The sequence below is a fragment of the Microbacterium murale genome (assembly GCF_014635185.1).
Classification (GTDB): domain Bacteria; phylum Actinomycetota; class Actinomycetes; order Actinomycetales; family Microbacteriaceae; genus Microbacterium; species Microbacterium murale.
Genome location: NZ_BMCM01000002.1, coordinates 394,378 through 406,459 on the forward strand (window position 1 = coordinate 394,378; position 12,082 = coordinate 406,459).

The following is a 12,082-nucleotide window of genomic DNA, read 5'->3' on the forward strand; positions in this document are numbered from 1 at the left end:
GACCAGTGCAAAGCCCCGCACTGGCGCCCGAACTCCGCCCCCCGGTGGAGTTCTGATGGCTGTCTCTACTGGATGAGACGACGACAGGCTCGTTTCATCACGCGATTTCCGAAAGAACTTTTTGAGAGTTGACTCCGAGTTGTCCACAGGGCTGGCCTCGCTGGGAGTTTCGAGGGAGAATGGTCCGGGCGCGTGAGGATGGACCAGATCACGCGTCTCTTCATGTGAGGGGTCAACCGACCCTCACGACAGATGGAAGCCAGTGCAGAACCACGACCACACCGCGACCGGCGCGTCAGCCGATGCCGACCTGATCCTGCGCACCCGCTCGGGCGACGCGGATGCATTCGGAGAACTCTGGCGACGGCACTACCCATCGGGATTGTCGGTCGCCCGTTCGATCACGTCGAGCATCGATCCCGACGACCTGGTGCAAGAGGCCTACGCACGCATCTACCAGGCGATCGTCAAGGGTGGTGGCCCGAACGGGTCGTTCCGCGCTTACCTGTTCACCAGCATCCGCAACACCGCCGCTGCCTGGGGCCGCTCGCGCCGCGAGACCGCGATGGACGAACTCGAGACCGTCGCCGATCCGAACAGCACCGATCAGGCAGCCGATGAGGCGCTCGATCGCAGCCTGACCGCACAGGCGTTCCGGGGCCTGCCCACCCGGTGGCAGGAAGTGCTCTGGTACATCGAGATCGAGCAGATGAAGCCGGCCGAGGTCGCCCCCCTGCTCGGCATGAGGGCCGGAGCCGTCTCGCAACTCGCCTTCCGCGCTCGAGAGGGCCTGCGCGAGGCATGGATCCAGGCGCATCTCCGCAGCGCCGAGCCCGGCTCGCCGTGCGAGTGGACCATCGAGCACGTCGGCGCCTACTCACGAGGAAACCTCAGCTCACGCGACCAGAAGCGGCTCGAGCAGCACATCGAGGACTGCGCTCGTTGCACGATCGTCGTCGCAGAGGCGAAGGATGTCTCCAACCGTCTCGCGCTCGTGCTGCTCCCGCTCGTTCTCGGCATCTCCGGCGCTGCCGGGTACACCGCGACGCTGCAGGCGGGTGGAGCTCCCGTGGCCGCACTGGCAGCGATGCCGTCCAGCGTCATCGAAGGCGGAGTCGTCATCGGTGGTGCGGGAACCAGCGGCGCCCTGGGCGCTCCCGCAGGAAGCGGCGGCGGCACCGGCAGCGGCGCGGTCGGTGGTACCGGCGCAACCGGTGGCTCTGCGACCGGAGCCGTGACCGGCATCGGCGCTCTCGTCGGCGCCGGCTCTGCTGCGCTGGTCGTCGCGGGTGTCGTGGCTGCGGCGACGATCGTGCCCGGTCTGCTCGAAGCGAGCCCGGTGACGTCGATGCCCAGCGCGAGCGAAGCCGGCGACTCATCGATCTCCACCGAACTCGAACCCGGCAGCGAGATGAACGACGAGAAGTTCATCCTCGAGATCCCCGAGAAGAAGCCGAAGAAGCCCGACGACGTCGATCAGGCGCCCGAGGTCAAGAAGCCGGTGAACGACAGTGCGCCGACCGTCGAAGCCGCACCTCCGGCGGCGCCGGTGGCGCCGGCGATTCCTGGTGACGGCAGCGGCGGAGACGGCGACGAAGGGACGACGAACCCGGTCGATCCGACAGATCCCACGGATCCCACGGACCCGACCGAACCCACGGACCCGACCGAACCCACGGACCCGACAGATCCCACGGACCCGACCGACCCAACCGATCCCACGGACCCAACCGACCCGCCCGCTGCAGTGCTCCCGGACGGCAAGCCGACGATCGGGACGGCTTCGGTAAAGTGCACGCCGAATCCCGGCGAGGTCTTCCTGAAGACTGAGGTCACCGTCTCCTTGACCGGCGCTCCCGGCGCAACCGTGCAGGCCCGAATCTCTATTGACGACGCGAGTGCTCAGCAGATCACGCTCGACGATGCAGGCTCCGGACACATCGTCGCCCACCCGACGGGTATTCAACTGCTGTTCGGCAGCCTGCAGTTCCAGTATGTTGCGGGTGAAGCGGCGGGACCGACCGCCGGTGCCGCGTTCGTCGACTTGATCGACGTGACGACGTGCATGGCTGCGTCACCGGCTGCTGATGCAACGCCAATCCCGCCAATTGAGGATTCGGCAGTTGAAGACCCAATCACGATGCCGCAGGAGCCCACTCCTGATCAGAACGCCGGAGCACCGGCCTCCACGGAAAGTTCGACGCCTGCTGTCGATGAGGCCGCAGTTCCTGCGCCGACTCCGGCACCGGTCGAGGAGTCGCTCCCTGCCGACGCACCCGAACCAGCGCCTGAAGAGTCCGTCGAGCCCGTTGCCGCCACAGTTGAGTCCGCCGCTACTGTTCCCGCCCCGACCGAGGACACCACCCCCGCCGAATAGACTGGGGGCATGCCCGAAGCCTCCGACGCAGTCCCCGGCGTCAACCGCCCGAACATCACCCCGCTCGACATCATCCGGGCCGTCATCCTCGTCGCAGCGATCGCCTCGCTCGCACTCTGGGGCTTCGCGATGTGGGCGTTCCCGTGGAACATCGTCCTCGGCATCGGCGCTCCGCTACTGGTCCTCCTGGTATGGGCGCTCTTCCTCTCTCCGCGTCCGGTGCTGAATCTGCATCCGTTCGTGCGAGCGGCCGTCGAACTGCTGATCTATGCGGGCGTGACGCTCGCCTGGTGGTCGATGGATCAGGCCTGGATCGGCCTCGGCTTCGCCGTCGTCGCCGTCACCTCCGGGCTCTTCGCCGGTCGGAGAAACTTGCGATGACCGTCGCCGCAGCTCTGCGGAACGCCCTCGGCGACATCGTCGACATCACCGAAGGCTCCCTCGAAGCTGCGCGCGCGGACCGCTCAGGACACTCCTCTGCAGGTCGCCCCATCGCCGTCGTGCATGCGGAGACGATCGAGCACGTCCAGCAGGTCATGCGGATCGCGACCGAGACACGCACCCCGGTCGTCGTACGAGGTGCAGGCACCGGCCTCGCGGGAGCGGCCAACGCCGGCCCCGGCGAGATCGTCCTGTCGACCATGCGCATGAACCGCGTACTCGAGGTGCGGCCGGACGATCTGTTCGCCGTCGTCGAGCCGGGCATCCTGAACGCCGATCTGAACACCGTGCTCGCCGAGCACGGGCTGTGGTGGCCGCCGGATCCCGCCAGCCGCGACATCTCCACGGTCGGGGGCAACATCGCCACCGGCGCGGGCGGACTGCTGTGCGCGAAGTACGGTGTCGTCCGCGATGCCGTGCTCGGCGTCGACGTCGTGCTCGCCGACGGACGACTGCTGCACCTCGGCCATCGTAGCGTGAAGGGCGTCACCGGGCTCGATCTCACGTCGCTCATGATCGGCTCCGAGGGCACCCTCGGCATCGTGGTCGGCGCGACGCTGAAGCTGCGGCGGCTGATCGTCGGCGAGATCTGCACCCTCACCGCTCTGTTCCCCACCGTGCGCGCTGCGGCGGCCGGGTCGGCAGCGGTCACGGCATCCGGTGCCCAGCCCGCGATCATGGAACTGATGGATGCGAAGGCGCTGTCCGCCGTCCACGCCCTCCTGTCCTTGCCCCTGCCCGAGGTCGGCACCTCTCAGCTCACGGTCCAGACCGACGGCCCCGCGGCGCAGGCCGAGGCAGACCGCATCGCCGCGGTCCTGCAGGAATGCGGAGGCGAGGTGACGCTGACATCCGACCGCGATGAGGGCGAGCGCCTACTGGCCGTCCGGCGCTCGATGCACGGCGCGATGGCCGCCCTCGGCACCACGCTGATCGAAGACGTGTCGGTGCCCCGCAGCGCCCTGCCTGCGATGTACGACGAGATCGCCCGCATCGAGAAGGCGTACGGTCTCGAGATCCCCACCGTCGCGCACGCCGGAGACGGCAATCTGCATCCGAACTTCATCTTCGAGGGCGACGTGGTGCCCGAGCAGGTGTGGGCTGCGGCCGATGACCTGTTCCGATCGGCGATCCGGCTCGGCGGCACGCTCACCGGTGAGCACGGCATCGGCATGCTCAAGAGCCGCTGGCTCGCCGAGGAGCTCGGTGACGATCAGTGGCAGCTGCAGCGCCAGATCAAGTCCGTATTCGATCCGCTCGGCATCCTCAACCCCGGAAAGGTCTTCACCAGTGCCTGACATCCACGTGAGCGCAGCGATCATCCACGACGCAGACGGCCGCGTGCTCGTGGTGCGCAAACAGGGCACCACGAAGTTCATGCAGCCCGGCGGAAAGCCGGAGACCGGCGAGAACGCCGCACAGACCCTGGCCCGCGAGCTCGACGAGGAACTGGGACTCAAGGTCGACGAGGCGGATCTGCGGCCGCTCGGCCGGTTCATCTCCGCCGCCGCGAACGAGCCCGATCACCGCGTCGTCGCCGATGCGTTCGCCCTCACGATCGAGGCTGATTCCGTCACCGTGCAGGCAGAGCTCGCCGAGCTGCGCTGGATCACGCCGGCCGAGATCGGCACGCTCGAACTCGCGCCGCTCAGCCTCGAGCACCTGCTGCCGATCGCGTGGCCGGAAGAGGGCATGGCTTCGACTCGCTGACGCTCGCTCAACCCGCTTCGTCTCGCTGACGCTCGCTCAACGACCCGCGGTGCAGCGCTCGATCAACGACACGCGCGAAGCGTCAGAGCCCCTGCCAGGCCGGCTTGTTGTCGAACGTGTAGCGGTAGTAGTCGGCGAGCTTCAGCTTCGATGCGGCGGCCTCGTCCACGACGACCGTCGTGTGCGGGTGCAGCTGGATCGCCGATCCGGGGAGCATCGCGGTGAGCGGGCCCTCGACCGCGTCGGCGACCGCCTGAGCCTTGCCCGCACCGAACGCGAGCAGCACCAGATGGCGCGCCTGCAGGATCGTGCCGAGACCCTGCGTCATGCAGTGCATGGGAACCTGGTCGATCGAGTCGAAGAAGCGCGCGTTGTCCTCGCGGGTCTGTTCCGTGAGCGTCTTGACCCTGGTGCGAGAGGCGAATGACGAGCCCGGCTCGTTGAATCCGATGTGGCCGTCGGTGCCGATGCCGAGGATCTGCAGGTCGACGCCGCCCGCAGCCTCGATCGCCGCCTCGTAGTCGGCGCCTGCGTGCTCGATGCCGTCCACGGCGCCGTTGGGCACATGGATCTGCTCAGGGTTCAGCCCCAGTGGTTCGACGACCTCACGGGTGATCACCGAGCGGTAGCTCTCCGGATGCTTCGGGTCGATGCCCACGTACTCGTCCAGCGCGAAGCCGCGCACCCGCGACACGTCGGTGCCGGCGAGTCGGCCGTGCAGCGCCTCATACACCGGCAGCGGTGTGGATCCTGTCGCGAGTCCGAGCACGGCATCGGGACGACCGGCGATGAGTCGGACGATCTCGTCGGCGACCAGTGCACCCGCGGCGGCGGCGTTCTCGACGATGACGACTTCAGCCATGGGCGGCGATCTCCTTTTGAGGGGTGTGCGCTCCGACCAGCGCGGCGCCGAGGGCAGCCGCAGGGGAACCGGGAGGAAGCATTTCGATTCTCTCATCGAGTTGCAGCGAGCGAAGAAACGGCGACCCAGCGGCATCGGCGATGAGAGCGGTGCGGATGCTGTCGCCGAGGCGATCGCCGAGCGCGGTGAGGCCACCACCGATGACGACCGTCTCGACATCGGCGCTCAACACGAGAATGCGCACGGCGGCCGCTGCGCCGCGAGCCAGGTCTGCGCGAAGGAGAAGAGCTTCCGCATCGCCGTGATCGGCGGCGTCGAAGATGTCACGCACCGGCAGCGCACCTGGCCGTCCCCATGCTCGAGCGAGAGCTCCGCCGCCGCACAGGGTCTCGATGCATCCGCGCTGTCCGCAGCTGCAGACGCGCCCGTTCGGGTCGACGGAGATGTGGCCGACCTCGCCTGCAGTGCCGCGTGACCCCCGCCAGATCGCACCGTCGATCACGATCCCGGCGGCGACGCCGGTGCCGAGGTTCAGATATGCCATCGACGCGGACTCTCCGCGGAGTGCCGCAGCGCCGAGTGCGGCAGCCTTCACATCGTTCTCGACGACGACGGGCACCCCGAGACGCGCAGACGAGAGAGAGGCGAGATCGAGCGACTCGACGCCCAGGTTCACGGCATGCAGCACGCGGCCGTTCGCGGTGTCGACGAGGCCCGGAATCCCGACGCCGACGCTCATCACGTCTGCGGTCGAGATGTCGGACTCCGCGCACAGCTCCTGAACGCTCTCCACGACATCGGCGATGACAGCCGCGTCGCCATGGCCGCTGGGTCGGCGGATTCGACCGACGATCTCGTCGTCGTTCCTGACGGCGACGGCATCCGTCTTCGTGCCGCCGATGTCCAGGCCGATGCGAACCGGCCGTCCGACGAGACCTGGGGGCACTGCTGATGCCACTACGAGACTCCCAGCTGACCGGAGAGCACCATGACCGCGGCGCCGCGCAGCACGATGTCGCTCTGTCCGGTGAGCCTGATCACGACATCGTCGAAGACGCCCTCGAGCGTGCGCTCCCGCAGAGTCGAGGTGGCCGCTTCGATCAGTGTGCCGTCCAGCAGGTCGGCGGGGCCGGAGAGCACGACCTCCGAGAGATCGAGTGCCGTCACGATCGGTGCGATCGCGATCGCCAGGCGAGCGCCGGCGTCACGCAGGATCTCCTCCCGCGCTTCCGGCTGCGCCTCCACGGCATCCCGCAGTCGCGTGACGCTGAGCCACGCTTCCAGACAGCCGTCCCGACCGCAGACGCAGCGGGGGCCGCCGTCGGTACCGACGACGACGTGACCGATCTCGCCCGCGGCGAAGCGGCTGCCGAGCAGCGGCTGGCTTCCGGAGATGAGGCCGGCGCCGACGCCGACACCGATCTTGACGAGCATGAAATCCGCCCTGGCGTCGCCGAAGGTGTACTCGGCCAGCACCGCGGCGTTCGCGTCGTTGCGGGCGAGCACAGGAAGCGCGAGGTCCGCGCCGAGTCGAGCTTCGAGCGGGAAATCGGTCCAGCCGAGGTTGGGCGAGCTCAGCACGACGCCGTCGGGACGCACCACACCGGGTGTTCCGACTCCGACACCGAGCAGCGGCGCGGTCGCAGCGGCCACCAACATGCCCGCGAGTTCACGCAGCGCCGCGTAGGCGACGTCGCCGTCCGGCTGCTCGGGACGAACTGTCTCGCGCCGCTCGATCACGTCCCCGTCGAGACTCAGCACCGCTCCACGGAACGCTTCGGCGTCAGAGAGGTCGATGCCGATGATCTGGTGGCCGAGCCGGTCGATGTCGATGAGGATCGGAGGCTTGCCCGGGCCGGCGGTCTCGCGCACGCCAAGCTCGACGACGATGCCGTCGGCGATGAACTCCGCGACGAGGTCGGAGATCGTCACCCTGGTGAGGCCGGTCTCTCGCGAGAGGTCGGCGCGGCTCATCGCACCCGAATGGTAGAGCGTCTGCAGCACGAGAGCACGGTTGTGTCCGCGGGCGTGCTCTGGCAGCACCTTGGAGCGCGAGCGCAGGTGCCGGGAGGGTCCGAAGGCATGCGAATTGGCCCCGGCGAGGTAGACCGGTGCCGCGTGGCTCGACTCATCCGATTCGGACATATTTGTTAGTAGACCTTACGAACGTGGAATCTGCAACCTTCGACCCGCCACGGGAGCGGGAGGGTTACCGAACCGTTACTCAACTCGCGCCCTTTCGGACGTGTCCGGTGAATGCAGCCGCAGCCCTTCGACGAGACCGGCCACGACCTGCTCGCGCGCGGCCACGGTCATGGGCTTTCCGGGAACACCCGGTCGCCGCTGATCGGGTGCTGGCCCGTCGAGAGGACGATATCGCACCCCGGCCGCCGTCAGTCGCCGCAGGTGCACGGCGAGACGTCGCAGGAACGATTCGCCGTCCCCAGGATCTCCGCCCGCCCAGAGCCGCTCGGCGATCGCGCTGAGCCTCGGGAACATGGCAAAGTCCACGCGATCCCGAGTCGGCAGATGTTCGGTCCAGACATTGGACTGTCCCCCGACGACCCCTTCGGGAAGACGCAGGGTGTACGCGTGCTCGATCGTCAGCGGCGGGCCCACCGGCACAGGCTCGTCCGCCGACTCGGACTGCCGATAGTCGAGATACGTCTCAAGATCAGGGCAGCCCACGACGGGGATGCCGCGTCGGATGGCCTCCTCGAGCGCGACAGGTCCGCGCCATGCGAGTATCCGTACGCCGTCGGGAACGTCGCCCTCGAGCACCTCGTCCCACGCCAGCGCCGTGCGTCCGTGCGACCGCACGTGCTCGACGAAGTGCCTGGTGAACCATGGCTGCACGTCGCGAGGCGATGCGAGTCCGAGCTCCTGCATGCGCGCAGCAGCCGCGGGGCTCTCCGCCCACTCCGTGACCGGCACCTCATCGCCGCCGATCCCGATCCACGGCGAGTCGAAGATGTCGCACAGCGCATCGATCGCGGCGCGCCCGAACTCCAATGAGTCCTCGGTGGGCGCCAGCGTGCGTGGGTTCACTCCGAAGCGCTCCCATGGCGCGGTGACGGGCCCGGACGCATCGACATTGCCGAGGGTCGGATACGCGGCGAGCGCCGCCTGCACGTGCCCCGGCAGTTCCACCTCCGGCACGATCGTGACGAAGCGCTCCGCGGCGTACGCGACCAGTTCGCGCAGCTCGGCGGTCGAGTAGTACCCCTCGTGCATGCCGGGCTCGACCGTGGCCAACGGTCCGTGGCCGCGCTGCGTCGCCTCTCGACGGGCACCGATCTCGGTGAGCCTGGGGAAGCCGGGCACCTCGAACCGCCAACCCTGATCATCCGTGAGGTGCAGGTGCAGGATGTTCAGCTGGTGCAGTGCCAGCAGGTCGATCAGGCGGCGGATGTCTTCGGCGGGCCGGAAGTGCCGTGCGACATCGAGCATCGCGCCGCGCCAGCCGTAGGCGGGCGAGCCCTTCCATTCGCCGGCGGGGATGCGTGCCGTGTCGATCTCCGGTGCACGAAGTTGGCGCAGTGCCGTGACGCCGCGGAAGACGCCTTCCACGGTCGCGCCGCTCACCTCGACACCGGTGGAGGCGACGGTGATGCGGAACGCCTCGTCGCCGATCCGACCGGCGGCGGTCGCGCTCTCCCCCACCGCGGGATCGAGCGTCAGCGAGATGGCCGGGTGACCGGGTACGTCGACGGTGTCCCCGACGCGGTCGCCGCCCGAGAGCAGATCGGCGACGGCAGCGAGCTCTGCCGGTGCCTGCACCGGAGTGTCCGGCGTCCAGACGAACGGCGCTGCCGCCGCGTCGATCCTGGCATCGATCAACGGCACGGTCGCACGATGCGGTGGCGGCGGCATCCTGAGAGCGCGCCCAGGGGTGTCGCCGGTGACGACACCGCCCGCGACGACCGGAATGCCGTCGACCAGCACCTCGACGACCCCGATCGGAGGGGTTCGTGGTTCATCGAACGTGGCGCCGGCGGCGACGGTATCGGGATCGAAAAGCACGACGTCGGCCGTCGCGCCCTCACGGATCACGCCGCGCGGCGCATCACCGCGGTCCAGGCCGAGGCGGGCCGCGGGAGTGCCGGAGAGGTGGCGTACGGCTTCCTCCAGCGTCAGCACTCCGAGCTCGCGCACGTAATGCCCGAGATAGCGGGTGAAGGCGCCGAACCCGCGCGGATGCGGTTTCGCCCCGATCAGGATGCCGTCACTGCCGCCGGTGTGACGCTCGTGCTGCATGATCGCCTGCACGTTGTCCTCATCGCCGATGTGCATCAGGATGCCGGTGGCCCCAGCATCCGCCACGATCGTGTCGAGCACGACGTCGATTGCGCGCTTGTCGTCCTGCGCGGCGATCTGCGCGATGGTCCTGCCGACGAGCGCGGAGAGGGCGGGGTTCCCGGTGCCGGTGATCTCGATGCTCGACCAGTCCGCGCGTTCGCCGTGGAACCCGTCGCAGCCGATCTCCTCGAGCTCGACGCGCACCTGCTCACGGCCGACGGCATCCAGCGCCCTGATCGCGGCGATGAGGTCGCCGCCCTCGGCGAGACGGCTCGGCAACAGCGCCGTCAGTGTGGTCGCGCCGGGAAGGTACGGGTAGGTGTCGAGCGTGACGTCGACGCCGTCCGCGATCGCCTCATCGATCAGCGCGAGCAGCTCGTCGGCGCGGCCGCGATTGGGCGCGAAGTTCATCGTGGCGTGCGTGAGGTGGATGGGGCATCCGGTGCGGCGTCCGATGTCGAGCGCCTCGCGGTACGCATCCAGCGCCGCAGCGCCGTAGCTGCGGGTGTGCGGTGCCCAATAGCCGCCCCGCTCCGCGACGACGCGGCAAAGCGCCTCGAGCTCTGCGGCGGAGGCGTACATGCCCGGTGTGTAGGTGAGTCCGCTCGACATGCCGAACGCCCCGGCGTCCAGCGCCTCCCCGAGCATCTCCCCCATCTGCCGCAGTTCGGCAGGGGTCGCCGCACGGTTCTCGTGCCCGACGGCGATCATTCGCAGGTTGCCCTGCGGCACGAGCACGGCGATGTTGGCCACCGTGGCCGCGTCGATCGCGCTGAGCAGATCGTCCATCGTGCGCCACGGAACACCCGCGGGCAGACCGTTCCAGCCGGCGATCTGTGCAGGGATGACGGATGCTGTGGCATCGTCGAGCGGCGCATAACCGAGGCCGTCCTGACCGATCACCTCTGTCGTGACGCCCTGCAGAATCTTGGCCCGATGATCCGCGCCCTCCAGCACGGCCAGGTCGCTGTGCGCGTGCATGTCGATGAAGCCCGGCGCGAGGATCAGGCCGCGTGCGTCGATCTCAACGGCGCCCGTCGGAGCGTCCAGAGTCCGCGCAGTCCCCGCGCGTACGACGGCGACGATCCGCGCGCCCTCGACCGCGACATCCGCGGTGAAGCGCGGAGCACCTGTACCGTCGACCACCGTCGCGTCGCGATAAATGCGAACGCGCCCGTCTGCGGCCCGCTCAGCACTCAGCAGCACATTCCCCGGCAACCGATCCGACATTTGTTGAGGCATCTAACAAGGCTACTAGGCTGGTCGGATGAGCACGAAGACGCGAATCACGACCACGTCCGCCCCCGCCCCCGCACACACCTTCTCGCAGGGTGTCCGCAAGGGGCCGTTCGTCCAGGTGTCCGGTCAGGGCCCGGTCGACCCGGCGACCAACGAGTACCTCTTCCCCGGCGATGTCGCGGCGCAGACCACCCGCACCCTCGAGAACGTCAAGGCCATCGTCGAGGCATCCGGTGCGACGTTCGACGACGTCGTCATGCTGCGCGTGTACCTCACCAAGCGCGAGGATTTCGCCACCATGAACGATGCCTACGGCGAGTTCGTCAGCGCGCACACGTCCAGCGGCGTCCTGCCCTCGCGCACCACTGTGTTCACGGGGCTGCCCCGCGAGGAGATGCTCGTGGAGATCGACGGCATCGCCATCGTCGCGGAGTGATCGGCACGCGCTGAGTGCGCGTTGATGGGGTGCTCTCCCCATCGTCACGCGCGCGCAAGTTGTGTTTGACTGGGTGCACGACCGGAGAATCGCACCGCAGTTCGTGGTGCCGTTATTGAGGGGAAACCTATGAACCGCCGTATCGCCGCATGGACCATCGCCGCTGTCGCCGTGCTCGGCCTCACCGCCTGCTCTGGCTCGCCCGCCGCTGAGGACGACACCTCGAACGAGGCCGGCGACTCCGCCCCGGTCGAAGAGACCAACACTGACCAGTCCGTCGAGGACGCCTGTGGGATCGTCCTTCCGAAGCTTCAGGACGCCAACGCCGCGGCGAGCGAGATCGACACGACCGGCGCCACCGACCCGCAGACCACCGTCGACCAGTTCAGCACGGTCGTCGATGCCTTCGGTGAAGCCGCAGACAGCGTCGACAACGCCGAGGTGAAGGAAGCGACCTCTGCCGTGCACGAGGACTTCGCCGCACTCGGCGACGTGCTCTCCAAGGTGCTGATCGACCAGGACCTCACCGCCGCCGAGGGCATGACCACCATCACCGCCGACCTCACCGAGTCGGCGACGGCGCTGCAGGAGCTCTGCAGCTGACCTCTGAGCATCGAACGCCCCGTGGCCCCTTTCGGTCACGGGGCGTTCGCCGTTCGCAGGGACTTGAACCGTTGCCTTGTCGTTATCTGGCGCCCGGTATGATATGTGAGAAGGT

Annotated in this window: 10 protein-coding genes; 6 read left to right on the forward strand and 4 right to left on the reverse strand. The window is 68.4% G+C overall.

Translation table 11 applies throughout. The features are described from left to right. The first annotated feature begins 262 nt into the window (after positions 1 to 262). From IEV67_RS08310 to IEV67_RS08325, 4 genes are read left to right on the forward strand one after another with little or no spacing between them, the layout of a single operon-like run. Positions 263 to 2,377, forward strand: a complete 2,115-nt coding sequence (locus IEV67_RS08310; protein WP_188436107.1) for a sigma-70 family RNA polymerase sigma factor — start codon at positions 263 to 265, stop codon at positions 2,375 to 2,377. A gap of 9 nt (positions 2,378 to 2,386) precedes the next feature. Continuing rightward, a complete protein-coding gene (locus IEV67_RS08315; RefSeq protein WP_188436108.1) occupies positions 2,387 to 2,758 on the forward strand; it encodes a YrdB family protein in 372 nt (123 codons plus the stop codon). After that, entirely contained in the window at positions 2,755 to 4,116 is a 1,362-nt protein-coding gene (locus IEV67_RS08320; protein WP_188436109.1) for an FAD-binding oxidoreductase, read from the forward strand. Before IEV67_RS08315 ends, IEV67_RS08320 begins: the two co-directional genes overlap by 4 nt. Then, on the forward strand, positions 4,109 to 4,528 hold the full coding sequence (locus tag IEV67_RS08325; RefSeq protein ID WP_188436110.1) for an NUDIX hydrolase: 420 nt from the start codon (positions 4,109 to 4,111) through the stop codon (positions 4,526 to 4,528). Before IEV67_RS08320 ends, IEV67_RS08325 begins: the two co-directional genes overlap by 8 nt. 82 nt (positions 4,529 to 4,610) lie before the next feature. On the opposite strand, the gene nagB is transcribed toward IEV67_RS08325, so the two are convergent. The 4 genes from nagB to IEV67_RS08345 all read right to left on the reverse strand — a co-directional run bounded on the left by nagB (position 4,611) and on the right by IEV67_RS08345 (position 10,931). Then, positions 4,611 to 5,390 (reverse strand): glucosamine-6-phosphate deaminase, encoded by a 780-nt coding sequence (nagB, locus tag IEV67_RS08330; protein WP_188436111.1) that lies wholly within the window; start codon positions 5,388 to 5,390, stop codon positions 4,611 to 4,613. Then, positions 5,383 to 6,348: an ROK family protein gene (locus IEV67_RS08335; protein ID WP_229702912.1), complete on the reverse strand. Its 966-nt coding sequence runs from the start codon at positions 6,346 to 6,348 to the stop codon at positions 5,383 to 5,385. The genes nagB and IEV67_RS08335 overlap by 8 nt, the downstream gene beginning before the upstream one ends. After that, positions 6,348 to 7,535 carry an ROK family transcriptional regulator gene (locus tag IEV67_RS08340; protein WP_188436112.1) on the reverse strand — a complete coding sequence of 396 codons (1,188 nt, stop codon included), beginning with the start codon at positions 7,533 to 7,535 and terminating at the stop codon, positions 6,348 to 6,350. Before IEV67_RS08340 ends, IEV67_RS08335 begins: the two co-directional genes overlap by 1 nt. A gap of 75 nt (positions 7,536 to 7,610) precedes the next feature. Then, entirely contained in the window at positions 7,611 to 10,931 is a 3,321-nt protein-coding gene (locus IEV67_RS08345) for a family 20 glycosylhydrolase (RefSeq protein WP_229702914.1), read from the reverse strand. Positions 10,932 to 10,956: 25 nt separating this feature from the next. Here IEV67_RS08345 and IEV67_RS08350 point away from each other — a divergent pair, with 25 nt between their 5' ends. Together IEV67_RS08350 and IEV67_RS08355 are read left to right on the forward strand one after the other, a co-directional pair. Continuing rightward, positions 10,957 to 11,364, forward strand: a complete 408-nt coding sequence (locus tag IEV67_RS08350; RefSeq protein WP_188436113.1) for a RidA family protein — start codon at positions 10,957 to 10,959, stop codon at positions 11,362 to 11,364. A gap of 129 nt (positions 11,365 to 11,493) precedes the next feature. Next, positions 11,494 to 11,967 carry a hypothetical protein gene (locus IEV67_RS08355; protein ID WP_188436114.1) on the forward strand — a complete coding sequence of 158 codons (474 nt, stop codon included), beginning with the start codon at positions 11,494 to 11,496 and terminating at the stop codon, positions 11,965 to 11,967. Positions 11,968 to 12,082: the final 115 nt, after the last annotated feature.

What these genes read in the sequence shown, in the direction of transcription:
- IEV67_RS08315 (WP_188436108.1), top strand. Translation starts at nt 2,387, where the DNA reads ATGCCCGAAGCCTCCGACGCAGTCCCCGGCGTCAACCGCCCGAACATC.
- nagB (WP_188436111.1), bottom strand. Translation starts at nt 5,390, where the DNA reads ATGGCTGAAGTCGTCATCGTCGAGAACGCCGCCGCCGCGGGTGCACTG.
- IEV67_RS08355 (WP_188436114.1), top strand. Translation starts at nt 11,494, where the DNA reads ATGAACCGCCGTATCGCCGCATGGACCATCGCCGCTGTCGCCGTGCTC.
- IEV67_RS08320 (WP_188436109.1), top strand. Translation starts at nt 2,755, where the DNA reads ATGACCGTCGCCGCAGCTCTGCGGAACGCCCTCGGCGACATCGTCGAC.
- IEV67_RS08350 (WP_188436113.1), top strand. Translation starts at nt 10,957, where the DNA reads ATGAGCACGAAGACGCGAATCACGACCACGTCCGCCCCCGCCCCCGCA.
- IEV67_RS08340 (WP_188436112.1), bottom strand. Translation starts at nt 7,535, where the DNA reads ATGTCCGAATCGGATGAGTCGAGCCACGCGGCACCGGTCTACCTCGCC.
- IEV67_RS08345 (WP_229702914.1), bottom strand. Translation starts at nt 10,931, where the DNA reads ATGCCTCAACAAATGTCGGATCGGTTGCCGGGGAATGTGCTGCTGAGT.